The sequence below is a fragment of the Microcoleus sp. F4-D5 genome (assembly GCF_036704885.1).
Lineage (GTDB): Bacteria > Cyanobacteriota > Cyanobacteriia > Cyanobacteriales > Microcoleaceae > Microcoleus.
The window spans coordinates 12935-38772 of the sequence record NZ_JAUBSX010000072.1; the positions used below are offsets into that span (position 1 = coordinate 12935).

The 25838-nt window shown below is 45.7% G+C and carries 17 protein-coding genes; 11 read left to right on the top strand and 6 right to left on the bottom strand.

Going from position 1 to position 25838, the window contains the following annotated elements; translation table 11 throughout:
- Window positions 1-508: 508 nt before the first annotated feature.
- Entirely contained in the window at window positions 509-5914 is a 5406-nt protein-coding gene (locus tag QUA80_RS25895) for an AAA family ATPase (RefSeq protein ID WP_333427864.1), read from the bottom strand.
- 1933 nt (window positions 5915-7847) lie between these two features.
- Here QUA80_RS25895 and QUA80_RS25900 point away from each other — a divergent pair.
- Window positions 7848-8756 carry a DMT family transporter gene (locus QUA80_RS25900; protein WP_333427865.1) on the top strand — a complete coding sequence of 303 codons (909 nt, stop codon included), beginning with the start codon at window positions 7848-7850 and terminating at the stop codon, window positions 8754-8756.
- Between the two features lie 76 nt (window positions 8757-8832).
- On the opposite strand, the gene QUA80_RS25905 is transcribed toward QUA80_RS25900, so the two are convergent.
- Window positions 8833-9798 carry a glycosyltransferase family 2 protein gene (locus tag QUA80_RS25905; RefSeq protein WP_333427866.1) on the bottom strand — a complete coding sequence of 322 codons (966 nt, stop codon included), beginning with the start codon at window positions 9796-9798 and terminating at the stop codon, window positions 8833-8835.
- Between the two features lie 397 nt (window positions 9799-10195).
- Here QUA80_RS25905 and QUA80_RS25910 point away from each other — a divergent pair, with 397 nt between their 5' ends.
- Entirely contained in the window at window positions 10196-10819 is a 624-nt protein-coding gene (locus QUA80_RS25910; protein WP_333427867.1) for a TenA family protein, read from the top strand.
- A 98-nt stretch (window positions 10820-10917) separates the two neighbouring features.
- On the opposite strand, the gene QUA80_RS25915 is transcribed toward QUA80_RS25910, so the two are convergent.
- Window positions 10918-11265, bottom strand: a complete 348-nt coding sequence (locus QUA80_RS25915) for a hypothetical protein (RefSeq protein ID WP_333427868.1) — start codon at window positions 11263-11265, stop codon at window positions 10918-10920.
- A gap of 686 nt (window positions 11266-11951) precedes the next feature.
- Window positions 11952-13244, bottom strand: coding sequence for a pentapeptide repeat-containing protein (locus QUA80_RS25920; RefSeq protein WP_333427869.1), 1293 nt, complete (start codon window positions 13242-13244; stop codon window positions 11952-11954).
- Between the two features lie 117 nt (window positions 13245-13361).
- Here QUA80_RS25920 and QUA80_RS25925 point away from each other — a divergent pair, with 117 nt between their 5' ends.
- On the top strand, window positions 13362-13817 hold the full coding sequence (locus tag QUA80_RS25925; protein WP_333427870.1) for an aspartyl protease: 456 nt from the start codon (window positions 13362-13364) through the stop codon (window positions 13815-13817).
- A 57-nt stretch (window positions 13818-13874) separates the two neighbouring features.
- Window positions 13875-14330, top strand: a complete 456-nt coding sequence (locus QUA80_RS25930) for an aspartyl protease (protein ID WP_333427871.1) — start codon at window positions 13875-13877, stop codon at window positions 14328-14330.
- Window positions 14331-14656: 326 nt separating this feature from the next.
- Here QUA80_RS25930 and QUA80_RS25935 read toward each other — a convergent pair whose 3' ends face one another.
- Window positions 14657-15169 (bottom strand): DUF1648 domain-containing protein, encoded by a 513-nt coding sequence (locus tag QUA80_RS25935; RefSeq protein ID WP_333427872.1) that lies wholly within the window; start codon window positions 15167-15169, stop codon window positions 14657-14659.
- Between the two features lie 101 nt (window positions 15170-15270).
- On the opposite strand from QUA80_RS25935, the gene def reads away from it, so the two are divergent.
- From def to QUA80_RS25955, 4 genes are all read left to right on the top strand, one after another.
- Window positions 15271-15831, top strand: coding sequence for a peptide deformylase (gene def, locus QUA80_RS25940; protein WP_333427873.1), 561 nt, complete (start codon window positions 15271-15273; stop codon window positions 15829-15831).
- Complete coding sequence (locus QUA80_RS25945; protein WP_199297488.1) at window positions 15831-16031, top strand: hypothetical protein; 201 nt, start codon at window positions 15831-15833, stop codon at window positions 16029-16031. Before def ends, QUA80_RS25945 begins: the two co-directional genes overlap by 1 nt.
- Window positions 16032-16243: 212 nt before the next feature.
- Window positions 16244-17587, top strand: coding sequence for a PrsW family glutamic-type intramembrane protease (locus tag QUA80_RS25950; protein ID WP_333427874.1), 1344 nt, complete (start codon window positions 16244-16246; stop codon window positions 17585-17587).
- Window positions 17588-17893: 306 nt separating this feature from the next.
- Window positions 17894-18946, top strand: coding sequence for a Gfo/Idh/MocA family oxidoreductase (locus QUA80_RS25955; protein ID WP_333239904.1), 1053 nt, complete (start codon window positions 17894-17896; stop codon window positions 18944-18946).
- A gap of 436 nt (window positions 18947-19382) precedes the next feature.
- On the opposite strand, the gene QUA80_RS25960 is transcribed toward QUA80_RS25955, so the two are convergent.
- Window positions 19383-20357 (bottom strand): SGNH/GDSL hydrolase family protein, encoded by a 975-nt coding sequence (locus QUA80_RS25960; RefSeq protein WP_333427875.1) that lies wholly within the window; start codon window positions 20355-20357, stop codon window positions 19383-19385.
- Window positions 20358-20766: 409 nt separating this feature from the next.
- Between QUA80_RS25960 and btpA the strand changes: the two genes are divergently transcribed.
- The 3 genes from btpA to QUA80_RS25975 all read left to right on the top strand — a co-directional run bounded on the left by btpA (window position 20767) and on the right by QUA80_RS25975 (window position 25663).
- Window positions 20767-21654, top strand: coding sequence for a photosystem I biogenesis protein BtpA (btpA, locus tag QUA80_RS25965; RefSeq protein ID WP_333427878.1), 888 nt, complete (start codon window positions 20767-20769; stop codon window positions 21652-21654).
- A 304-nt stretch (window positions 21655-21958) separates the two neighbouring features.
- Entirely contained in the window at window positions 21959-22882 is a 924-nt protein-coding gene (locus QUA80_RS25970) for a vitamin K epoxide reductase family protein (RefSeq protein WP_333427876.1), read from the top strand.
- A 678-nt stretch (window positions 22883-23560) separates the two neighbouring features.
- Window positions 23561-25663: a CHASE2 domain-containing protein gene (locus QUA80_RS25975; protein WP_333427877.1), complete on the top strand. Its 2103-nt coding sequence runs from the start codon at window positions 23561-23563 to the stop codon at window positions 25661-25663.
- The last annotated feature ends 175 nt before the right edge of the window (window positions 25664-25838 follow it).

The following is a 25838-nucleotide window of genomic DNA, read 5'->3' on the forward strand; positions in this document are numbered from 1 at the left end:
TTCTTTGCTAATTTTTTACTAGACAAGGCTTGTAGCCCATAGTTTTGTGTAATTAATTGTGTCCTACTACTTATAGGTTTTCCCGCTTTGATAGTGCCGCGAGCGCAGTCATGTAATTTATTTAAAGTTTTATTTAGATTAAGCTGCTACGCCGCCAAACTAAACAAACAGCATTACCTTTTTTTATTTTTCGCTGCATTTAATAACTTTTTTCATTGCCATTTAATAACTAACAATTTCTGCCTCTTTTAATAATTTATGCAGTAATTTTTCAATTCTTATACTGAGTAAAATAGTCGATGTGCTATATATTTTTTGTGGAGGGTCGTACCAATTAAATTTAATTAAATTAAATTAATTAAATTATAATTTGGGTTGTAAGCTGGCAAAACTCTAGAACAATATGGGGCATTTATACGGCATAAGTTCTAGTAATATCGCTCGATATTATCTGCTTGTTGTGCTTCGTCTCGATTGGGTAGCTTGATTTAACAGTTCGTCGTTATCGCTATTTTTTTAAGGGTAGGGTAATCGCAAACTCTGTGCCTTCTCCCACTAGAGAATTTACCTTGATTGTACCGCCGTGTTTCTCAACTACAATCTGACGAGCGATCGCCAATCCCAATCCCGTGCCTTTTCCCACTATTTTGGTCGTAAATAAATGATCGAAAATCTTACTTTTTATCTCCTCTGATATCCCAGAACCGTTGTCTTTGATGCGAATCGTCGCCAGCTCATTAGAGTTCTTTTCTGTCGAAATTGTGATACAATTTGGTTGAGATTTTAGGGACTCCAACGTTCGATCCCGATTTGATTCTTCCAGAGCATCAATGGCATTAGCCAAAATATTCATAAACACCTGGTTTAATTGTCCGGGGAAGCATTCAATTGATGGCAAATTCCCGTACTTTTTCACTACTTCAATAGCTGGACGCTGTTCGTTGGCTTTCAATCGGTGTTTGAGAATCAACAGCGTACTGTCAATGCCGTCATGAATATTGAAAGGAACTTTATAATCTTTGTCGGCTCGGGAAAAAGTACGAAGGCTGGTGCTGATACCTTGAATGCGATCGCACCCGACTTGCATCGAATGCAACATCTTCGGTAAATCTTCTACGAGATATTCGATGTCAAATTCTTCTGCTATTTGCTCGATTTCATCTCCTGGATTGGGAAATTTTTCTTGGTAGAGTTGCAGGTATTCGGTAAGATCTTTGACGGCAGCGATCGCTTCATGAATATTGCCAGAAATAAATCCGACTGGATTATTAATTTCGTGGGCAACCCCCGCTACTAAATTCCCCAACGCCGACATTTTTTCGCTCTGTACTAATTGCAGTTGTGATTGTTCCACCTGGTGGGCGTAGTCCTGCGCTTGCTGATACAATCGCGCATTTTCTAAGGAAATGGCAGCCTGAGTGCAGAGGAATTTGAGGACGAGGAGGCGATCGCTCGTAAACACTCCTTTCGTCGATCGATGTTCGAGATAAAGTATCGCAACTAAGTTCCCCCGATCGAGAATCGGACTACACAGCATACTCTGAGACTCGTACTGGAGCGTACAGTCATTCATTAAACCCGGAATATCGGTTTTGCCGCCTTCAATAACGACAGTTTCCAGAGTATTTTTGACATAATAAATCAGCTTGAGCGGCATCCCCACAGAGTTATCCAGAGGTTGGCTTTGCAGCAGAGTTGTGGGTGGCTGGTTATCGGAATTGATGTGAGTTATTGCCCGAACGTGCCATTCCTTCTGATGGGGAAGCAGCAAAGCACAAGTTTCTGCCCCAGAAGTTTTCAAAATAATTTGGTTGAGAGTGTCGAGCAATTCATCAAGCTGAATTTTACTGGATAAAGCTTGAGCAGCTTGCACAATAGAGGCGAAATCAAGGGCATCGGAAATACTCGTGCTGCTGGTGCTGGAAGTGTGTGAAGACTGGCTAATCGTTCCCAGTGTCTCTAGAGGATTAAAGCGAAGTTTGGGCTGATTCAGGATGGGCTGAAGTAATTGGGGATAGCGTTGTTCTAGGTCTTCTATTTTGGCTTTAGCTCCCCAACGGGCATAACAGTAATATGCTTCCTGCATATAGCTGGCGGCAACTTTTTCTTTGCACCAGTCAAGGTAGAACTTGGCAGCTAATTCGTTGGCTAACCCTTCCTCTTGGATATAACCGTTTTCTTTGGCTTCTTTAATTGCTAGATCGTAAAATTCTATAGCTTCTGTTTTGCGAGCAAGAACGCAATATTTTTGGGCTTCAACTAAATGATATTTGTGCAAGTAATTCATGGGCCCATAATCTGCCCAGTCTTTTAGCTTGGCTTGATTTTCTAGCATTCGCTGCCATCGCGGCTCTGACTCAGTTTTCGATTCCGGCGGAGTGGCTAGGACATTGAGAGAATCATAGAAGTAGAAGATAGGTTCAACAATACTTCCCATTCCTCCGGCTAAATAATGTCGCGTTTGAGCGGCATCGTGTTCTGCTTTAGCAAAGTCTTCCAGCCAGTAATTCAATGTGAATCGATACAAGTAGAAGAAGGATAGTCGGTAAAAATCGACTTTTGCCTGGGCCAGGACTTTTTCTTCATAGGCATCCTGGCGTAAGGGAATTTCGTCCTCTGACTGACCCAAGAGAATTTGAGCTGCCTGCCAGTACGCCAACACACAGTTTGCTGCTGTGACTTGGTGGAGGTCGCACAACTGTTGGTAATAGGCGCGAATTTGGGGTTCGAGTTCACTTAGCGGTTGACCGTACCAATAAGCATTGAAGCAGTACAACTGGGCGTCGTAGCCCATAAATTCTAGATTGCCTGTTTCTAATCCAGCTTGATAGCCATCGAGAAGAATGGGCAGCGTTTCTTGCAGATGGATCGTCCAAGAACCTACATATGCCCCCATTAACATGGCGGTGGCGGCTCGAATGTTTTTGGCATCTGGTTCTAAGGCGAGTTGGTATCCTAATTGCCCAAACTGAGGCACCATTGTCATGTCGCCCCACAGCATCCTCAGTTGAAAGGCGTAACCCACGTAGCAAAAAGCTGACACCGGACTATTGCCAAATTGAATAGACAACTTGGCCTGGAGGGCTACGACCAGGAAATAGAGCTTTGTGCCTGACATGTAACAGACGGGTGTCAGCCGAGCCGCATTTTGCATAATGGCTAATTGCTGGGGATCGGTCATTTTCGGCAGATGAATGAATGACTCAATGGAGCGACCCTCAATTAAGGCATCAATTTCTTGCTTCACCTGTCGAATATCGTCTAGGGTTGGTTCATCTGGTAGGTTTACGCCTAACATTTGGAAGACCGATTGACCGATCGCGATCGCTTCTAAAAATTGATTGTGGGCGACTAATGCCTGAATTTTAACTTGGTAAACTTGCACCTGTTCTAAAGGTGTTTTCGCATGATGAATCACCGCTTCAATCCACTGGTTCATCTGCTCAAAATCGCCGGCCAGAAACGCCACCTCGGCCGCTAAGTCGTGCAGAGATAGGGTCATTTCATACTGCCGTTCCCAAGCGTCTGTTCCCAACAGTTTCAGACCCACTTTGGCATATTCGCGGGCGGCTTGATATGCGGTGGCGGCTCTGGCTTTGTGGCAAGCAGTGAGGTTGAGTTGGGCGAGTTCGTCCCGTTCCTGTTGTTGTACCACCAGTGTGGTGCCGTAGTTCAACTGATTGACTAATTCAAAAATCCGTTCTTCTCTGGCTTCTGCTGAAATTTGTTGCAGGAGTAATTCCCCGATTTGATAGTGGGCGATCGCGCGTTCTGCTTCTGGAATCAAAGAATAAGCGGCTTGCTGGACGCGATCGTGCAAGAAGCGATAGGCGACCGTTTGAGAAGTAGATTGAGAAATACTTTCTACTCCCAGATAAAATTTATAAACTTCACTCTGAGGTAAAACAAAACTTTCCTGTAAAGTTTTCCACAATGCGGTTGCCGTTTCTGTCTCCGAATTTTGCGAAACAATTGCTAATGTTGTCAGGTCGAACTGATTGCCAATGCAAGCTGCTAATTTTAAAACTGACTGAGTTTCAACGGGCAATTTCTGTAACTGCTGCGCCATAAATTCAACTACATCATCTGTCAGTGCTGCTGCTGTAACTTTGCTAATATCGCACTGCCAATAGCCAGCTTTTACCTCGAAAGTAATCAATTCATCTTGATGCAATGCCTTGAGAAACTGCGTCGCAAAAAATGGATTTCCTTTGGTCTTCCTCGCCACTAATTCTGTTAGCGGTTCCGCCAGTTTCGGAGAACAAGTTAGCGTATCTGCTACCAATTTATTCAAACTGGTTCGCTCCAGCGGTGCCAGCATGATGGTATTGACAACTGCCCCTATTTTAGTTACTTCATCTAGGGTTAACATCAAGGGATGGGCGGGGGAAACTTCATTGTCTCGATAGGCTCCAATTAGTAGCAAGTGACTGGAATGCGACTCACCTATGAGCAACTGCATTAACTTTAAAGATGCTGAATCTGCCCACTGCAAATCATCTAAAAACATCACTAATGGATGTTCTTTGGTGGTGAAGACAGAGATAAATTTTTGGAATAGTAAATTAAACCGATTTTGAGCCGCAACACCTGATAGTTCTGGGGCTTGAGGTTGTTGTCCGATAATCCATTCCAGTTCGGGAATTACTTCTATAATGACTTGTCCGCTGTCACCTAGTGCTGCTAAGATTTTGGTTTTCCATGCTTGAATTTGGAGATCGCTTTCACTGAGCAATTGTGTCATTAAATCCCGGAATGCTTGCACAAATGCGCTGAAGGGAATGTTGCGATTGAACTGGTCAAATTTGCCTTTAATGAAATAGCCGTGCTGTCTGACAATGGGTTTGTGTACCTCGTTGACTACAACGGTTTTTCCTATGCCGGAAAAGCCGGCAACTAGCATCATTTCGCTGTTCCCTTGTGCTACTCGTTCAAAGGCTTCTAAAAGTTCCTGTATTTCTCGTTCTCGACCGTAGAGTTTTTCGGGAATCAGGAAGCGATCGCATACATCCCGCATTCCTAACTCAAAAGTTTCAATGTTTCCTGTGTCTTGGCACTGCTGCAAACACCGTTCTAAGTCATGCTTCAATCCCCAGGCACTTTGATAGCGCTGTTCGGCATTCTTTGCCATCAGCTTCATTACAATATCCGAAACCACCTGCGGGATTTCTTGGCTGTTTATTAAAGGAGGTTGTTTGGCAATATGGCAGTGAACCAACTCCATCGGATCGTCACATTCAAATGGCAGTTTTCCTGTCAGCAGTTCATACAAAGTAACTCCCAGAGAATAAAAGTCAGTGCGGTAGTCTATACCTCGGTTCATTCGTCCGGTTTGTTCGGGAGAAATATAGGCGAGGGTTCCTTCTAAAACGTTGGGATTTTGAATTTCTTGAGTTTCTCTCGGAAGTAGAGAGGCGATGCTAAAGTCAATCAGTTTGACTTGTTTGGTTGCGGGATGAATCAGGACGTTAGCTGGCTTAATATCTTTGTGGATGACTCGGTTTTGGTACAGACCGTCAAGGATGTCTGTTATTTGAATGGCGATCGTCAATATTTCTACCAGAGTCAGCGTAGGTGATCCACCGACGCCTCTTTGACATCGTTCTTGGGCGTAGTCTCGGAGGGAAATACCGCCAAAATCCTCCATGACCAGGGCATAGCTGTTGCGGTAAAATTCCAAACAAAAGGGGGCAACGACTCCAGACAGACTCAGGTTTTTGGCGATGGTGTACTGGTTGCGAAATTGCAGCAGTTCACTGAAGCTGGGATAATCTCGATTTAATAGTTTAATGACAACCGGAAGCTGATCTGTTTCTCGGATGGCTCGATAAACTAGGGTTCTCGAACCACAGTATAATTCCTCAACCAGATGATATCCCGAAACTTCGTTCGTCATATCCACTGCTGCACTCATCTGGATTACTCCATCTCAGACATTAACTTCTGTAACTAAGTATACACTTTTATTTGTCGAGTCTGAGGGTAATTGAACTGCGATCGCCCCAACCAGGCAGACTCTACGGCTTCTATTCATTTTAACTTTTGAATATAAGCATCGCCATCGATCGATCTCGTCTTATCCTTTTATCGGCAAAAATATCGCAAATTCAGTGCCTCGATCGAGGCACTGAATTGACCTCTATCGTCCCACTATATTTTTCCATCACAATCTGACTTATCAAGCCCAATTAGTCGGGATCGCTATCGTCCTATAGCAATCCTAAATGATATCAAATCTGTTAGCATCGGAATTATTCCTATGTGTATTCTCGACCTCTGCGCGAATGCGCGTCAATCCCTTGTCATCTGCGGCCCGAGAAATGCTCTTTTTTTAACCGCAGATACAGGCAGATCGACACAAATTAACGCAGATGAGTTATATTAATTCCGGTAACACCGTCCGTAGTTGAGTGTTGACTGAATTTGACGCCCGACGATGCTACCGGAATTGATATGATTTGTGAGAAATAACCCAAGCTAAAAAACTTAGTCAAGTAAAATATTACCAGATGAATGACTAACTTAAATAAACATTTAACAACACCAAAAGACTTTCAGAGACGATCGTACTCTCGCACAAATATCTTGGCTGCTAACAAAGTAGCCTTCATTGGATTCTGCTTTGGCTCCTTAGGTGTACACCGAATACAACTAATCTCCAATTTGTATTCATCAAATCCTTAATTAACTGATTCTAAATACGCTCTCATCTTTTTTCACCAATGGTAGCTGGATCGTGCCAAACCAAAGCGATACGAATCTGAGGAGGCGATCGCCAGTAGTGGATAAAAGCCATGGTATTCTCCGAATTTCCGGCTTCACAGGAGTGAATCAGACATCGCCCAATAGACAAGTCTGTAATATCCGCTGATTCACAATGAGAATAGAAATGCCTTCGCCTGTTATCCCCCAGATACAGCCGCCAATTTCTACCCCTTATAAATGACCTTCATCCTGAAAGAATACAACTAACTGGCAAGAGACAATCTCGCCACTATAGGCTTCTAACCAATTGCTAATTTCCTGTTTATTTTTAGGGAGTATGAACTGGTTTATGGTTGCGTTCAAAGCATCTTTTTTCACCTAATCTTAGCTAGTTCAAAGCGCGTATAATAACTTTGCTTTTCCGTCCAATACGACACCGTACTCATCTTAGATGTGACGTTGAACTTCTGCCAAATTCTCATAGTTTTTGGTTTTAAACCAGGCAGTCATTGCCTGACATTACTCAGTCTCTAAATAACCGACTTACCCTGCATCTGCCAGTCAAAGCGCGGATACTCTCATCTGTTAATAACGGTGTATTTGCTAATAAATCCAAAAATTAGACCGGCGAATTTCTTGGATCTCAGGCGTGTTTATAACCTTGCATAAACTTCTTAACAACCACCGCTAGTTTCAACTCACGGGTATCGAGATTGGACTGAATAAACTCATTCAACGGATTTAGAATACGCAGGGCCTGACGCCTGATTTCTCACCCCTCTAACTTGTCATATCTGGCTTGGGATTGCTATATATCCGATCGATTTGTCGGTTGGCTCCCAAATAATCACGACATATTTGCTTCACAGATAGCAGGTTCGATGCTCTATTTCAGTTTAAAATTTGTTCAAGTCCCGATAACCACTTTGTAGCAGTTTCCAGAGAGCGAATACTCGTATAGTTTCAAGATGAGTATTTTTTTATACCGCAGAGAAAACTGAGCGCGCAGAGTTAAGAAAGAAACAAAAGTTCACAAATTATTCTTGTAGCATTTGGGGGTAAGAGCAGCATTGCTACCTTCAGAAGTAATATGGGTAAGGTGTACCGCAGAGAACCCTAAATTTATCGATCTTGGAGACTCCATGAAATTATACTGGAAAATTCCTCCCTTAAACGCGGAAACTATCGGCTTAATTTACGGTTTTTGGGGCGTAATTGGATTCAGCTTGACACTACCAGCAACCAGAGTCGCTGTGATAGATTTAGACCCGATTTTTGTAGGTTTGGGACGCGGATTAGTAGCAGCTATACTAGCAGCAGCTACTCTGCGATTCACACATCAACCCATTCCCTCAAAACAGCAATTGGGAAGTTTATTAGTTGTCGGATTGGGAGTGGTTGTAGGATTTCCGGTACTATCGGCTTGGGCAATGCAGCAAGTACCTGCTGCACACGGTGCTGTAGTGTTAGGATTGTTGCCTTTAGCAACAGCAATAGCGGGGGTTTTGCGAGCGGGCGATCGGCCTGATTTCACTTTTTGGATGGCTAGCATTTTCGGTAGCACAACGGTTGTGTGTTTTGGAATTATTAGCGGTGCGGGACACCTTCAGCCCGCTGATTTAGCTTTGTTTGGAGCTGTAATTGCTGCGGCTGTTGCGTATGCTGAAGGTGGGCGATTAGCTAAGGTTTTAGGTGGATGGCAAGTTATCAGTTGGGCGTTGGTGATTATCGCTCCTTTCGAGGTTTTACCAACAATATTTGTTGTTTTAAAAGAAGGGTTGATAGCTGCACCTATCGCCTGGTTGGGTTTTGCATATGTGAGTTTAATCAGTCAATTCATAGCATTTTTTGCCTGGTATCAGGGAATGGCAGTTGGCGGAGTTGCTCGGGTAGGGCAAATTCAGTTATTGCAACCCTTTTTGACTATCCTAGGCTCGGCAATTTTGCTTGGTGAAACTGTGGAGCCGATCGCCATTGGAACAGCCTGTTTAGTTGTGGCCAGCGTAGCAGCAGGTAAAAAAGCATCAATTAAACGGACAGAGGACTTGTGAGGCGATCGATATTTTAATTTTACTTTGAACCGCTTAAAATATCGCACAATTTAGTTGAACTTAGTAAAACTAACACTTATTTACCATGTTTTTGACAAAATTGATCGAAACCCGCAACTTCTGCCAAAGTATACAGTGGTCTGCCCTTCACCTCCTCGTAAATCCGCCCCACATACTGACCCAAAATCCCAATACTGACCAACTGCACCGCGCCCAAAAAGAAAATCGCCATCATCACAATTGTCAAACCAGTTAATGCCGAACCCGGAGAGAAAAGACGCCAATACAAAACCAAAAAAGCCATTAACACAGATACAAATGCAGCAAATAAACCTAGATAAATAGAAAGTCTGAGGGGAACCTTTGAAAAAGATACTAACCCATTCATCGCCAAAGCCAAAGATTTGCTGAACGTATACTTAACATCGCCAGCAAAACGAGCATCTCGTTCAAACTTAACTGCCGTTTGTTTAAAACCAATCCAAGCCCGCAGTCCCCGAATGTAGCGGTTGCGTTCAGGCATCGCATTGAGCACGTCCACCACGCACCTATCCATCAAACAAAAATCCCCGGTATCTATGGGAATATCAACATCAGCAAGATGGCGCAAAATACGATAATACATATAAGCTGGCAACCGCTTAAACCAACTTTCTTGACGGCGTTGAGTGCGCTGAGCGTAAACAACTTGATAGCCCTGCCGCCACTGTTCAACCATATCTATAATTAGCTCTGGCGGGTCTTGCAAATCGCCGTCCATGATGACTACAACTTGACCGCTAGAAAAGTTTAAACCAGCAGTTACAGCTATTTGGTGACCGAAATTCCGGGCTAAGCTGAGGTAAGAAATTCGCGAGTCTTTTTCGTGCAATTCCCGCAAAAGTTCGAGAGAGCGATCGCGGCTGCCGTCGTTGATTAAAATTAATTCTACTGGGCCGTCCATTCGCTCCATCACTGCACTAATTCGCCGATAAAGTTCAGCTAAATTTTCTTCTTCGTTATAGATGGGAATTATCAAGGAATACTTAGGTGTATCTTTCATCGCATTTTGTTTTAGGAAATCAGGTTTTTAAATGTCAATTTAAATATACATTCCTGGACGCACGCTAACAAAAAAAATCGGTTTCTTGTTGTCTAGTTTGAGCGTATCTGACCAAATTAAATGAATCTACCTGGTTTTTGCCTCCAGAACTGTATATCAAAAGCTGATTCTTGTCATACAGGCTGGCGGCTTTAAAGGATATATTCAACGCGGTATTTCGCTATTAAATTAGAGAAAATTCTCCGAGAAAATAGCAGTATACCAATACTTATCTATTTTCTTAAATACCCCAAAAAAAACGTCTACTACTGACGGAAGCACAGCGAAAAAATATGTTATCATAGCTGTTGAGTCGGACTCTAAAAATTACAATCATCACCCATCAATTCAAAATTGCATGACAACCTCAAATTATCTGTGGCAAGCAAATCAAGACTTAAGCGAAGCTTGTCTGCAACATCTTTTTGTCAGAGGGATTGCTGACGGCAGCCTCCCCCAAAATAGTTTTGCATATTACGTTGCACAAGACGCATTTTTTCTCGGAGCATTCGCTCGCGCTTACAGTATCGCTGCGGCAAAAGCACCCGACTGGGAGGGGTTTGAAATCCTCCACAATCTCGGCAGCGGCGTTGTAGAAGAACTTCGCTTGCATCAAGGATATGCAGCCAAATGGGGTGTAAACTTGCAAGAGGCAAAACCGGGAATCGCTACCCGCCGCTACACAGATTTTTTATTAGCGACAGCCTGGGGAAGCGGTGTAGGTTTGACAGCAGCCGCGATGACTCCTTGCTTGCGTTTGTATGCTTTTTTGGGACAGCAGCTAGCTAAACCTAATATACCGGAACACGCCTTTAGCGACTGGATTTCTACCTATAGCAGCCCTGATTTTGAGATTTTAGCAAAACGACTGGAAAGTTTGGTCGATCGCTACGCAGAAGCTGAACCAGAAGTAGAAGCAACCTATCGCTACGCTATGCTGTGCGAAAGAGACTTTTTTCAGGCAGCTTGGGAAATAGACTAAGTTAAGTTGATGGAAAAGATATGGATAAGTATCTTAAGCTACCTAAGCCCAAGCTGCAAATTTAACAGCCATGTATAGCAGTAATGTAGCAAATAATGTCATAACAGCATATCCCACCGAGGCTGACTGCTCAACACTAAACCGAGTCCGATAGAAAGCGACACTATGCCGTAAGCGTAGCGGTGAACCGATTGCAGAACACCGGAGTTTATCACTATGGCTAAAGAGCAAAAACCGAAACAGACAACTGTCCAAGCTGTCAGCAAAAAAGTAGGTATCAGCGCCAGTCCCCGCCGCCTAGTACCAGTCGTCAAAGCTCCCCAAAAAGTCGCCCAAATATACTCGCCCCTGTGAAAATATCGCAAAGCAGATACTGTCAGGAACAAAAACAATCCTTCTGTATATATGACATTAGAAAATAGCGAAAGCCGACACCATACAAGCACAGAAGTAGTCCACTTAGCTGCATTGGTATTGTATAGCTGTTCTACTCAAAACTAGACCAGCAATAATACACCCAGAAATGCCAAACTATTAATTAGTACCGCTGCTAGTTCCACTTGGATTCCAAGAGTAGTCAACCCGCACATCAGAAAAGGAAACAGCGGATAAAAAGCCACAGAATGGTGCTGCCCGTCAATCGATTTTAGATTTTAGATTTTAGATTGACTTGCGCGAGATAAATGCGGTGGCTTGAGGATTTTCGATTTTCGATTTGGGATTGATTCCACGGATAAATCACGTGGCAGGTACCACCTTTGAAATTCTTGGTCATCTGCATAGGAGTAGTCTAAAGTAGCGATTTCGACGTACCATTTACCGTCCCACTGCGAAAACAGTTCCCACCCGCTTTTGGGAAGGAAACCGCTTACAAAACCCCGAGGTCGCCGAATCGCATACACGGGGGAGTTTTTGCAGACTAAAGGAGCAATTAGCTGCATCCCGATCGGCTTAGAAACCACATAACAGCGGCAAAAATTAACCCGTCCCGGCTTTGGGATCGCTCCCGGCGCGGACTTACTTCTAGCAGTAAATCAGTATTTGTCATGGCTTAAACAGCGCAAGACTGTTGATTTAAAACTCAAGTATAGCCCTCCCAAATATATACGTAAGTACAGCCGTACTGCTAATTTTAACGTCCGAGTTTATTGGGAATGCCTTCGCAGCCACCGGGAATAGTCTCTCTCGACTTCGAGCCACACCAAGCGCAACAGTAATAGCGTTGATCCTCCGACAGGCGCTTGACAGCGGTGAAATCAGCTCGTTCAATCACGGTGCCGGTATATTCGCCCGTTTGATAGTTCGGAACTTCAGTACGGCTGCGGGGAGATGCAGTTTCTGGCGAGCCGTAAAATAATATGGTGGCTCTCATGTCGGCGCGAGCGAGATTGGCGTCGTACAAGATAGCGCGCGAGAGATTGGCTTTAACCAAATCGCACTTGCTCAGATTTGCCCGGACGAGGTTAGCTTCGCTCAAATCCGTCCACCGCAAGTCAGTGTTGGCCATGTCAGCACCCGCTAACATCACATTTAAATCGATGACGCGGACGCCGTAATCTCGATCTTCAGCATAGCCGCCGTCGCCGTCAAGGATGGGGCGGCCTAAAAGCCGATCGCGCTTGAGAGGAGTCACCAATCTCGACTGCGACAAAAACCGGAGAATTTTAGCTTTACCTTCGGCATCTACACTGCTCATAATCGCAGCGGTGCGGCCTTCGGCGATCGCCCTTTCCTGCGGCCAGTCTTCCAAAAACCCTTGTTCGTCAAGGGCTAAGTCGGAAACCCCTTGAAAATAAGCATCGATTGTTTGCTGCTGCGTAATTCGATTTTGTTGAATCGTCAAATCTTTCGAGATCACGTACTGCCGCCAAGCCACGTAAACGCCCAAAATTGCGATCAAAATTTGGCCCAAAGCGCCGATCAGCTCGCCCAGAGCGCCGATGGCGTCCCAGTTGATTTGGATGTTGCGGCTTCCCGGTTCAGTATTAGTACCGCTGAGCATCAGCAAGCCCACAATCCCAGCTAAAAGCCCGAAGCAGGCGACGATCAGCGTGCGCCAAGTCGGCGGAATTACCTGCGCCCAGATTTTGCCCCAACTCGGCCACATCAGTCGCAGCGATATCCCGATCGCACAGATAGCCCCTATTAAGCCCAGCCAAATGTTGTCATTGGCCAGTCCAAAAATCATCGCTGCAATTGCCCCCAGAGTCAGCACCGACCCCGACATCTCAGCAGTCGTTTGTGCAGGCTGCGGCGACAATAAAACCTTGCGGGTTGAAGGCGGCGGCAGGGGTTTTTCCGGTTTAGCAGTAGCGACGATTGTCGCTGGTTCAGGTGGCACAGTAGGGCTCCCACCGTTAAGACTTTGTAAAGTCACGTTCGACTCTGGAGGATTGGGTTGGGAAGAGTTTGGTTCTGGTGTCATGCGTTGAGGCAAATTCTAACTGTGGCCGGTCAATAAAACGATTTTAACCAACCAAGCAGGATTCTAGATAGCATTACAATAGAAATATCCACTAATTACCCTCAAAGAGGTAACATAATGACCCTGGTACTCCCCAATCTGCAAGCAAAACAAATGGGTCAAGTAATCACTACAATCACCGTCACGAATTTTATCGATCTAGTTATGGCTGAACGGGGTTTCATTGCTGCTGAGGGAGTTCGCTCTGTTTCCCTCGATAACGTTGTTGTCGATACCGGAGCTACTCTGCTTTCCTTGCCAGCTCGCATTATTAGCCAACTAGGTTTAAGACAAGTAGGAGAAAGAGATGTAGAAACATCGGCTGGCATCAAAAAAGGTCGAATTTTTGCAGGCGCTCAAATTATTGTAGAGGGGAGAGAAGGCAGATTTGATTGTTTAGAGTTACCCGACGGCGTTTCTGCTGTTTTGCTGAGCGTGATTCCCATGGAAGAACTAGGCTTAGAACCCGATTTGAAAAATCGACGGTTGCGAGTATTGCCGATGAACAATCAGCAAACATATCTGATGGGTTAGTCGATCGGCGTTCAATAGTGTTCACTTGATTTGATATTCTAAAAAAGGTAAAATAATATGACACTCGTACTTCCCAATCTGCCAGAAAAACAAATGGGTCAAGTTCTTACAACAATCACCGTCACGAATCGCATCGATCGAGTTATGGCTGAACGGGGATTTATTTCTGCTGAGGAAGTTCGTTCTGTTATCCTCGATAACGTTGTTGTCGATACCGGAGCTACTCTGCTTTCCTTGCCAGCTCGCATTATTAGCCAGTTAGGCTTAATACAAGTAGGAGAAAGAAATGTAGAAACATCAGCGGGCATAAAAAAGGGTCGAATTTTTGCCGACGCTCAAATTATTGTAGAGGGGAGAGAAGGCAGATTTGATTGTTTAGAGTTACCCGACGGCGTTTCTGCTGTTTTGCTGGGCGTGATTCCAATGGAAGAACTAGGCTTAGAACCTGATTTGAAAAATCGACGGTTGCGAGTATTGCCGATGAACAATCAGCAAACATATCTGATGGGTTAGTCGATCGGCGTTTACCAGCACAAACCTCTCCCATGTGCCTATCATGTCCAGTCAATCGATTTTAGATTTTAGATTTTAGATTTTAGAATTGAAGCCTTGACCCCACGGATGAATCCGAGGGCTTGTATCCTGGATACTTTCGGTCAATTACCGCCATCAAAAATGTTTATAGTGAAGACTAAAATTATCAAAAAAATTAGAACACTAAAGTCCTCAATAAAAACAATTTTATTTATTGGTTTGATGTAGCATAATATCATCAGCGATAAAAAAATCTACCCAAAAAAACTTGATATTGGGGTAGATGTAAGTTTTTTACCATATATCTAGCGATCCAAATAAGCCTTGAGCAAATAGACGCCAACCGTCGCAAACATCAAAACAATTATCCCCAAAACCAACTCCACACTAAACCTTTGAACATTGCCCAAGGTCACAAGAATTTGCTGGCGCACCACAAAGGCCAACAGCCAGCAAATCTCCGCCTTCAGCCAAACCAAAAGCCCTCGCCCCAACAGATATTGCCGGCGAGCGTTCTCAGAAGTAATCGGTACCGGATAGTTAAAAGTATGCGGATAGCGCGATACCGCAGTTAAAACCGCAAAAATAATGGCACCCACTGTCGGCATCATCCAAATTGTTACCTTGTCGGCCCAAGCATCAGGCAGCCCCCCCAAGCCGAAATGAATCGGAATTCGATCGGGCAAAACCGCCCAAAACTTGACGATCGGCAAAACAGCCAGCAAAAGCGCGATCGCCGCCGCAATATCTACCGCCACTAAAACAGGCGAAAGTCCCAGAGAAATAACCGGCCGTTGGTTTGGTGCGTTTCCAGTCATGGCTACTTAAAATTAGATTATTATTGAAAATAATAGTATTGGTTCCAATTTCATCCCCCAACAGCTTTCGTTGGGGGTTTCCAAACATCCCCCGAGGTTTTATGACGGCTCAGGTTTTGATTGAAAAGAAAAAGTTACAAAAACCGCCCCTAACAATACATACATTAGGCGATCGCGTCCTGCGGCAGCCAGCCAAGCGCGTCAAAAGCGTCGATGCAGAAATTCGGCAGCTAGTCCGAGAAATGCTGCAAACCATGTACAGTGCAGACGGCATCGGTTTGGCAGCCCCTCAAGTCGGAGTCCACAAACAAGTAATCGTACTCGACTGCGACCCGGAAAACCCCGCCACACCCCCAATCGTTTTGATCAACCCCACCATTAAAAGTACCAGCAGCGATATCTGCATCTTGCAAGAAGGGTGTTTGAGCATTCCGGGAGTTTATTTAGAAGTCAAACGCCCAGAAGCCATTGAAGTCTCCTACCGCGACGAATACGGCCGCCCGCAAACCCTGATCGCAGCAGAGTTACTGTCGAGGGCAATTCAGCACGAAATGGATCACCTCAACGGAGTGCTGTTTGTAGACAGAGTAGAAAACAAGCTGGCATTGAATGAAGAATTAGTCAAGCACAAATTTTCGCCAAAGGCAGTAAAATCAGTATGATGGCAGGAACTCCGAAAAGTGGTTTACTCTTAGCTCTTTCGTGCATCGCGGCGATCGCCGCAGTCGGCTCCATCTTTGAGCTGTCCTCGGGAGAAGCTCAACTCGGCAACTTAGTGACCGGCATCATCCTCGCGCTCAGCGTACCGCTAACTGGCATATTTTTCTATGCAGCCGTTCAGGATGCCAGAGCCAATCTGTAAGCAGAATCATTAGTGATGAGTTATTAGTCTTTAGTGATTAGTATTTAGCTAACAACTAATAACTATTGAATAAAAATTGCGGATAAATAACATCAGCTAACAGCTCGCGAGCTCATCACTAATCGCTGTCGAATAAAAACTGCCCAAAAATAACATCAGCTAACAGCTCGCGAGCTCATCACTAATGACTGATGACTGATGACTCATAACTCATGACTAATGAAATCGCATTTCTGCGACAAGTGCCAGCTAAAGGCGCTGCGGGAGCGCCAGCGTACAATTACCAACTTTCTGAAGATGGGGAAGTCGTTATCGGACGCGATCGCAATTGTCAAATAGCTTTGGAGTCGATCGGCCACGGCATGGTTTCCCGCCGCCACGCGGCAGTCCGTCCCCTGACTGAGGGTAATTTTCCGAGATGGGAAATTTGCGACCTCAACAGCGCTAACGGAACTTATATCAACGGGAAAAAGCTCTCCGGCTGCCAAATTTTAGAAACAGGCGATCGCGTCAGTCTCGGCCTTGACGGCCCTGAATTCATCTTTGAATCTCCCGTAACCCCTCACAAAAATAAACCGGAATTCCCCGCACTCACAACGGGCAATTTGGCTGTCAGTGAAAAAGACGCTCTCACTTTAACTCAATTATTCCCGATCGCCTCCACTGGCAAACAATTAAGCCAAAAAGCTTACTTATATCCAGGTATTGCCACAGTTATTGTTGTCGTGTCGATGTTTGTCGCCGTTGGCAATTCCGCAGCATTCAATTTGCTGCTGTCAGCTTACCTCGCCGGTGCGGCTTACTACTTTATCTATCAACTGTGCGGCAAACACAAGCCTTGGTGGGTATTGCTCGGTTCGGCGTTAGCTACAGTCCTGATTGTGATCGGCCCCTTATTGATTGGATTTATATTCGTATTTAGAGAAATTTTGCCCGGCCGCCTGCCAGCCGAAGGCGAAACAATCAGTTTTTTGCCTTTTTTAATCCGAATGTTTTTCGGGGCGGGTCTAATGGAAGAATTGCTGAAAGCCCTGCCCGTTTTGGGAGCGATGCTGCTGGGAAATTGGCTGAAAAATCCGTGGCGCGATCGAGTCGGCGTTTGGGAACCTTTAGACGGAATTCTGTTAGGAAGTGCCTCGGCAGTCGGGTTTACACTGTTAGAAACTCTGGGGCAGTACGTTCCCAATGTCATCCAAAATGTCACCCTGCAAGCAGGGCCAGAAGCCGGACAATTAGTAGGATTGCAGTTGCTAATTCCCCGCATTTTGGGTTCAGCCGCCGGACACATGGCTTACAGCGGCTATTTGGGATATTTTATCGGTTTGAGCGCCCTCAAACCCCGGAAACGCTGGCAAATTTTGGGCGTAGGTTATTTCAGCGCTTCGGCACTTCACGCTTTGTGGAATGCGTCGGGAGCCGCCAGCGTACTTTTGCTGGCATTGGTGGGAGTTTTGTCCTATGCGTTTTTGGTAGCCGCGATTTTGAAAGCCCGGGCTCTGTCTCCGAATCGGGAGCAAAATTTTGCAACTCGAATATTTTCTGAAGGTAGAAGGTAGGAGATCGAGTTTTGAATTTTAAGATTGCTTGCTGATTCTAGCAATTGTCAGGCGATCGGCATTAATCACCTAATTCCTTTACCATAAATGGAAGTTTTTGTCTATACGTAATTTCTAGAATTTTTACCGTCTGCCGTCTGTGTTCTGCCGTCTGCCGTCTGCCTTCTGCCGTCTGCCGTCCTGATTCTCTTAGAAATTCTTCACAAATAGTTTGACTGTGGTACTATCTGGATGGCTGTGAGTAGCTTAGGGAAGCCAACGGGCTTGATTCCTGTGGTGGAGGAGAATCCAGGAGTGCTAGATAGGATGTCATTGGGATACGCAAACGTTTTCGGCCAGCGAAGTCAACCCGAACCCCTCCGCATTGGGGTGATTGGGGTTGGCAATATGGGCCAGCACCACACGCGAGTTCTGAGCTTGCTGAAAGATATCGAGCTCGTGGGTGTTGCAGACATAAATGTAGAGCGGGGAATAGATGTAGCAAGCAAATACCGGGTTCGCTTCTTTGAAGACTACCGGGATTTGCTAGCCCACGTAGATGCAGTTTGCGTCGCCGTTCCAACTCGCCTGCACCACCCTGTGGGGATGTCTTGTCTCCAAGCGGGTGTTCACGTTTTAATTGAAAAGCCGATCGCGGCTAGCATTGCCGAAGCCGAATCTTTGGTGAATGCGGCTGCTGAGGCCCACCGGATTTTGCAAGTGGGTCACATCGAGCGCTTCAATCCAGCTTTTCAGGAACTCGGCAAAGTGCTCAAAACTGAAGAGTTGCTGGCATTGGAAGCTCACCGGATGAGTCCCTATTCCCAGCGGGCCAACGACGTATCGGTAGTTTTGGATTTAATGATCCACGATATCGACTTGCTCCTGGAATTGGCAGATTCGCAAGTGGTGAAGCTGACCGCCAGCGGCAGCAGGGCATCAGATTCAGGTTATTTAGACTACGTGACAGCGACGCTGAACTTTGCTAACGGCATTGTGGCCACCCTGACGGCCAGCAAGGTGACGCACCGCAAACTCCGTTCAATCGCGGCTCACTGCAAAAATTCTCTGACAGAGGCAGATTTTCTCAACAACGAAATCTTGATTCACCGACAAACAACCGCCAATTATGTGACGGATTACGGTCAGGTGCTTTACCGTCAAGATGGGTTGATCGAGAAAGTTTACACCAGCAATATTGAACCGCTCCACGCAGAGTTGGAGCATTTTATTAATTGCGTGCGGGGTGGAAATCAGCCTTCTGTCGGAGGAGAACAAGCTCTCAAAGCTCTGCGGCTTGCGAGTTCGATCGAGCAAATGGCTCTCGACGGTCAAGCTTGGTATCCCAAAGAGCTAGAGTCTACTTTGCAAGTTAGCTAAATCGAGACAAATCGAGTCGTTTCCGGCTGCTTCTACAGTTTGGGTTTGTTGTTCGTTGAAAAGGGTAACTGTTCCCATGCAACCGGATTCGATGTCAGTCGATTTGAGATTGGACAATTCGGCGTGAGAAGTTCGGCGAGTGCGCGCGTCGAGTTGCGCTCAGTCGAACGATTTTAGACTTTAGATTGACAATCAAGCATCCAGGATACAAGCCCCCGGATTCATCCGTCCAGAAATAAAAAACCTGTATCCGATAAAGGAGCCCCCGAATTTATCCGTGGGGTCAAGGCTTTAATCTAAAATCTCAAATCTCAAATCTCAAATCGATTGACTCCACAGATAAATTTGGGGGATTGAACTAAGGTTTAAATTTTTTTGCTCTCCACAACCTAAGTCGGGGGCCGGTATCCGTTTTTGGGTGAAATCACGATTGGTGCTAAAAAAGAGCGACTATTTGACGACTGATGGTTTTGCTAACTAGCTGATTTCCTTCAGGGCTCAGGTGAATGCTGTCTCGATACAAAGTCGGAAGTTGCGCCGCACAATTGAAAATGGGAAGAAAATCTATGTAAGTAATTTTCTCTGTTTCCACGAGTTCGGCGAGACGCTCTCTAGCCTTGACTTCCCAGTCGCGAGGGCCAAGGTCGCCGAATTCGCCCAGCTTGGGCGTCACCGCAAGCAAAAACGGGATGTTGGCGGATATAGCTATTTTCTGGATGTGGCAAATAGCTTCTAAGTTGCAGCCGACTACATCTGGGCTTTCGACTCTGGGTGCTGTTAATTGGCGAGCCGGCAATGCTGGTAGCAGGTAGCGGCTCAAGAACTCTAGCGTAGCCGATCGGGGTTTGCGATCCGGGTAAGAGCGATCGCGCCCCACAACCTCCCCACAGGGAGCGGATGCAAACAAATCGTCCGTATTGAGCAGCAACACCAAAGCCTTGGCGCCAAAAACACCGAACCGCTTGGCGTAAGCAAGTTGATTCCTCGGTCCCCAAGAATTGGCTGAGGCGTTGAGAACTTCAAAATCTGAATAGTTGACTTTTGAAGCTAATTGTGCATCGCTCGCCAGATTCTGTACTTGCAGTCTCAACTGCCGAGTCATAATTTCCGAGATCGTATTGGTCTGATGTGTCCACCAACCGCCGTTAGCGACAGAATCTCCCAACAGCAAGACACGCAGAGTTTCTGGAGGGGGTATCGGGGCGATCGCTCCAGTACGCATCGAATACTCGTTAATTTCAATCCGGTTGCCCAAGCGGCGCACCCTCTGGTTTGGTGCCAACAAATAGCCGCACTCGGCATCGGCAATGTAAATTAAGGGATTGCCAAAACCCAACAGCACCCGCAGCAGCACTTCGATTGCTGCCCACAATCCGGAGGTGACAGCCAAAATTAAGAGAACAACTTTCACCACTTAACCTCGATAGAGAAGCAAAAACCCCTGCCGACACCAAGGTATAAAAAAAGAATGCAACTGCTGTCAAGCTCTCAACCCCGATTGCAGTCAGTAAATTTTAGATTAAAAATTAGAGCATTGACTCGACAGATGAATCAGGGAAATCTCCCTAAAATCTAAACTTGTTTTGCTTTCGAGGACTCCTGTTTAGAAGTAAGTATCCATCTTGGAGTGAGCTAAGTACGTCGTCCTTGTAAAATCTAAAATCTAACATCTAACATCTAAAATCTTATACCGTCGGGGTTTTAGCAACTTAGCCGCGCGATTGAGTCAACCGAATCGCCCCCGTGGATATAGAATTCTAGAATATACCGTCAAAATCCGCCGTCAGCCGTCAGTGAACTTGGTGGTTTCAGGAAAACCCGTGGACTTAAAACAAATATTCAAAACGCCGAATCCCATAATCGGTGTCGTACATTTACAGCCTTTGCCAACTTCTCCCCGCTGGGGGGGGAACCTCAAAGCTATTATCGGAAGAGCCGAGCAAGAGGCTACAGCGCTGGCTTCTGGCGGCGCAAACGGTATCATAGTCGAGAACTTTTTCGACGCCCCCTTTGCCAAAGACACCGTAGATCCGGCTGTGGTAAGTGCGATGACTCTGGTAGTCGAGAGGCTGACAAATCTGGTGACGCTGCCGATCGGCGTTAACGTGCTGCGAAACGACGCCCACAGCGCGATCGCCATCGCCTCCTGCACGGGTGCCCAATTCATCCGCGTCAACGTCCTCAACGGCATCATGGCTACAGACCAAGGCTTAATTGAAGGCCAAGCTCACCAGCTACTGCGCTACCGTCGGGAATTGGGCAGTGATGTCAAAATATTAGCGGACGTGTTAGTCAAGCACGGGCGACCCCTAGGCAGCCCCAACTTGACCACAGCCGTCTCAGAGACGATCGGGCGCTCTTTAGCCGATGCCGTGATCCTTTCGGGCTGGACAACCGGCAGCCCTCCCAATCTCGAAGAATTAGAACTTGCGAGTGCAGCAGCGGCGGGAATTCCAGTTTTCATCGGCAGCGGCGCGTCGTGGGAAAACATTTCCACACTCATGCAGGCTGCTGACGGTGTTATTGTATCGAGCTCCCTGAAGCGAAACGGCCGCATCGAGCAGCCGATCGATCCGATCCGCGTCAGCCAGTTTGTAGAAGCCGCCCGCCGCAGCTTGTCACAGAAAGAGCGCGAACAGGAAAACAGAGACGCTAATGGCTCCAGAGGGCCAACACAGGAACCGGGCAAAGTCACAAATAAAACGTAAAATGGGAATGGGTAATTGGTAATCGGTAATTTGTAATCGGTAAAGAGTAATAGCTGAAAACTAAGAGCTAACACTGAAAAAAAGCACCAATTATCAATTCCCAATTCCCAATTCCCAATTCCCAATTCCCTTGATTGACAACGCGGAAGTCAGGGATAGCTGTTGTTTTTTCTGACTTCTGACTTCTGACTTCTTTCCTTAAAATTCATCCCTTAAATCCGTTAAATCCCGTACATTCCTCGTTGCCGAACTTCCTTCTTCCTTCAACGTCCCACTTCCCAATTACCATTTACCAACTCAAAAAATGATTCGCCGACGTTCAACCCCTTGGATTCATCGCTGGTCTAGGACTGTGATGGCAGCGATCGCAGCCATCGGCGTCGTAGAAACGGCCTATCTCACGATCGCTAAATTCACGACAGGCTCAGTCATTTGTCCCACCAGCGGCTGCGACAAAGTTCTCAACAGTCCCTACGCTACAGTAAGCGGCACAGTGCCTTTAAGTTTGTTAGGCTGTCTGGCTTACCTGAGCATAGCAATCTTGGCATTCGCTCCCAAAGCCGTCAATCCCAACACCAATAAAGGACTGCACTCTCAACTAGAAAACAAAACTTGGCAAGCGCTATTTATCATCACCGCTGCAATGGTAATTTTCAGCAGCTATTTGATGTATTTGATGGCTTTTGAAATTCAGGAACTGTGCATTTACTGCGTCACTTCTGCCTTATTTTCGCTGTCGCTGTTTGTGCTGGTGCTAGTCGGGCGCGAGTGGGAAGATATCGGACAGTTAGTGTTTACAGGCATTTTGGTGGCAATGGTGAGTTCGATCGGCGCTTTGGGACTCTACAACAGCGTGCGATCGCCTGCTGCTTCTGTCTCTACCCCCGGAATTGCACCCCCTGCCGTCACTACAACCTCCGGCCCGGCACAACTTGCTTTGGCCCGCCACCTCCGAGAAATCGGCGCTAAAGAGTACGGCGCTTACTGGTGTCCCCACTGCCACGACCAAAAAATGCTGTTCGGCAAAGAAGCAGCCAAAATAATTGATTATTTTGAATGCGATCCCCGGGGACAAAATTCCCGCGCTGAAATTTGCCAAGCTGCTGCTGCGAATGTTAAAGGTTTCCCGACTTGGGAGATTAAAGGTCAATTTTATTCGGGGACGCAATCTTTGGAGAAACTCGCTGATTTATCGGGTTACACCGGCCCGCGCAACTTTCAAAACTGACAGAAAAGTTTGAGATTTCAGACTGCAAATTTTAGATTGATTGGCACGAAATATCCTGGTTTTTCAAGGAGTTTATTCTTTGATATTACTGCGAAATCAATCTAAAATTTCGCATTGATAATTCATAAAAAAATTAGTAAAAACTAGGTAGATAGCGGTGAACGGAAAAATATAATACGCCGAGACCCTTGTTGCTAGGCTTTTTAAGTTTGATTGTGTACCTCACTACCCAAGCATCTCTATAACAACCGTACCAGACGTTGAGAAAGTTATTAATTGCTGAAACCATTGCGGTCGATAGTAACTTCGGTCTTGATTTTTTCTTGTTCCTTCTTTCTTGTTCCTTCTGCCATACACAAAAACTCAATAAACCTGGTTTATGCTTCCAGACAGATTTTAAAAATGACATATTTTGGTATGGAAACCCAGTGTCTGCTGTTGAAGCCCGATGTACCGAAAAATCAAAAAATCTCAAATCGACTCGCCCAAACCGAAAAACCAAAGAATTTGATAATCTAAAATCTCAAATTGACTCGCCCGAACCGAAAAACCAAAAAATTGGATAATCTAAAATCTAACATCTAAAATCTCAAATCGACTGAGCAGATCGCCCCGAGATATAAAAGCTATGTGTGGTAGTAGCCTAGAAGCTCGAAGGGCGAGGCAAAATCCCAAAATATGCTAAAAAATTTCAAAAAATGGGTCGATCGAGAACGCCGAGTATTGATTACTGCGAGTGCCGTTGCCGGTACGGTGATTGTAATGCGCTGGTTCGGGTTTTTTCAGGTGTGGGAATGGGCTGCTTTCGACCACTTTGTCCGCTGGCGGCCGGCCGAAGCAATTGACTCGCGCATCGCCATTGTAGAAATTAACGAAGCTGACTTGCAAAAATACGGCTACCCAATTTCGGATGCTGTATTGGCCCAATTGCTGCAAAAATTGCACGCTGGCAAGCCGCGGGCGATCGGCCTCGACGTTTACCGAGATCTGCCAACTCAACCGGGTAACGCCGAATTGCTCAAAACTTTTAAAACTATTCCCAACTTAATCGGCATTGAGTTGATGCCGGACGAAACTCGGTTCGGAGTTCGACCGCCTCCGGTACTTGACAAGCTCGATCGAATCGGTTTCAACAATGTTGTCATAGACGCTGATGGAAAAGTGCGGCGAACTCTACTCTACGCTTGGCCAGAAGACGGCAAAACTCATCAAAGTTTCGCCCTCAGACTGGCTTTGCTTTACCTCAAAAGCGAAAACATTTCCCCTCAAGCATCAAAAGGCTATCCCCAATACTTGCAGTTAGGCAAGGGGGTTTTTCGACCTTTTCAACCGAATGACGGTGCCTATGTTCGATCGGACAGCCGCGGCTATCAAATTTTGACCAACCTGCGCGGCCCGCGAGGCAGTTTTCGGACAGCATCGATGAGCGACGTGCTTTCGGGCAAAGTACCCGCTGATTTTGTGCGGTCGCGCGCTGTCTTGATCGGCTCAAATGCCCCCAGCCTCAAAGACTTTTACCAAAATTCTTACAGTTCCGGTTTGTTTGCCCCTCCCCAGCAAATACCCGGAGTCGAGCTTCAGGCTCATTTCTTGAGCCACATTTTGAGTGCTGCCCTAGACGGGCGCGGGGGTATCAATGTCTGGCCAGAGGCTGCGGAGTTGCTGTGGATTTTATTGTGGTCTTGGGCGGGAGCAAATGTGAGTTGGAATTTGCGATCGCTCGGTCGATCGGCTTACTGTTTATTAAGTATCTGTCTAGGTTTGAGTGCCAGTTTATACTTAGCATTTTTAGCAGGTTGGTGGCTGCCGTTGATTCCTCCCATCCTCAGTCTTGTGGGTTCTGGTGTCGCAGTTGTGGGTTATCTGGCTCAATTGCAAGAAGAATTAAAACGGTCTAAAGAATTTTTACAATCGCTAATCGATACAATTCCCGACCCCATTTTTGTCAAGGATCGAAATCACCGCTGGGTTGTTTTGAATCAGGCATATTGTCGGTTTATTGGCTATCCTTTGGAAATTTTAACTTGTCGAACAGATTACGATTTATTTCCCCAAGCCGAAGCCGATATATTTTGGCAGCAAGACGAATTAGTATTGCAAACTCACCAGCCGCGAGAAAACGAAGAATATTTTACCAACGCTCACGGAATTACCCATTTAATTGCAACTAAAAGATCCCTCCACAAAGATGCTGCTGGCAACCTATTTTTAGTCGGAGCGATCCGAGATATTACCGAGCGCAAGCGCCGAGAAGATGCTTTAAAACAACAAAATGCTGAACTCAGCCATCAAGCTTATCACGATACTCTGACCGGCTTGCCCAACCGCCAAATGTTCTACGAATCTTTGCATAAGTCTCTAGAAATAGCCTCCACAAATCAGGAATTGGTAGCTTTACTCTTTTTAGATTTAGATGGATTTAAGTCAATCAACGACACTCTCGGACACAATGTGGGCGATTTGCTCTTAAAAACTGTTGCCAGTCGGCTCAAAAAATGCCTGCGCGGCAGCGATACTATCTCGCGGTTGGGCGGCGACGAATTCACAGTCATTCTCCCCGCAATTCCCGGTCGCGAGGAAGCTGGGAAAGTAGCTGAAAAAATTTGTGCTGCCATCATACAGCCTTTTATTTTAGAAGAACATACAGTTTCTGTAACTACAAGTATTGGCATTAGTTTGTATCCCAGTGACGGTCAAGATCCAGAGATTTTAGTCAAGAATGCCGATGCTGCGATGTATTGTGCTAAGGAACGCGGGAAAAATCAATATCAATTTTATTAATTAATTCTAGTAAAAAGTAATACAACTGTGCGTAAGCTCCCAACCACGAGCTTCCTAAAGAATTCCAAATTATTCAATTCTTTAATCTAAAATCTCACTACTTAGGGCTTACTGAATAAGTTAGGAAAAATTGCGATCGCACTTGATGGGCAATTCAAGCTCGGCAAAACATAAG

Bases quoted from the DNA above. Each gene is read 5' to 3' on its own strand.
- QUA80_RS25895 (WP_333427864.1), bottom strand. From the start codon at position 5,914: ATGAGTGCAGCAGTGGATATGACGAACGAAGTTTCGGGATATCATCTG.
- QUA80_RS25900 (WP_333427865.1), top strand. From the start codon at position 7,848: ATGAAATTATACTGGAAAATTCCTCCCTTAAACGCGGAAACTATCGGC.
- QUA80_RS25905 (WP_333427866.1), bottom strand. From the start codon at position 9,798: ATGAAAGATACACCTAAGTATTCCTTGATAATTCCCATCTATAACGAA.
- QUA80_RS25910 (WP_333427867.1), top strand. From the start codon at position 10,196: ATGACAACCTCAAATTATCTGTGGCAAGCAAATCAAGACTTAAGCGAA.
- QUA80_RS25920 (WP_333427869.1), bottom strand. From the start codon at position 13,244: ATGACACCAGAACCAAACTCTTCCCAACCCAATCCTCCAGAGTCGAAC.
- QUA80_RS25925 (WP_333427870.1), top strand. From the start codon at position 13,362: ATGACCCTGGTACTCCCCAATCTGCAAGCAAAACAAATGGGTCAAGTA.
- QUA80_RS25930 (WP_333427871.1), top strand. From the start codon at position 13,875: ATGACACTCGTACTTCCCAATCTGCCAGAAAAACAAATGGGTCAAGTT.
- QUA80_RS25935 (WP_333427872.1), bottom strand. From the start codon at position 15,169: ATGACTGGAAACGCACCAAACCAACGGCCGGTTATTTCTCTGGGACTT.
- def (WP_333427873.1), top strand. From the start codon at position 15,271: ATGACGGCTCAGGTTTTGATTGAAAAGAAAAAGTTACAAAAACCGCCC.
- QUA80_RS25945 (WP_199297488.1), top strand. From the start codon at position 15,831: ATGGCAGGAACTCCGAAAAGTGGTTTACTCTTAGCTCTTTCGTGCATC.
- QUA80_RS25950 (WP_333427874.1), top strand. From the start codon at position 16,244: ATGACTAATGAAATCGCATTTCTGCGACAAGTGCCAGCTAAAGGCGCT.
- QUA80_RS25955 (WP_333239904.1), top strand. From the start codon at position 17,894: ATGTCATTGGGATACGCAAACGTTTTCGGCCAGCGAAGTCAACCCGAA.
- QUA80_RS25970 (WP_333427876.1), top strand. From the start codon at position 21,959: ATGATTCGCCGACGTTCAACCCCTTGGATTCATCGCTGGTCTAGGACT.
- QUA80_RS25975 (WP_333427877.1), top strand. From the start codon at position 23,561: ATGCTAAAAAATTTCAAAAAATGGGTCGATCGAGAACGCCGAGTATTG.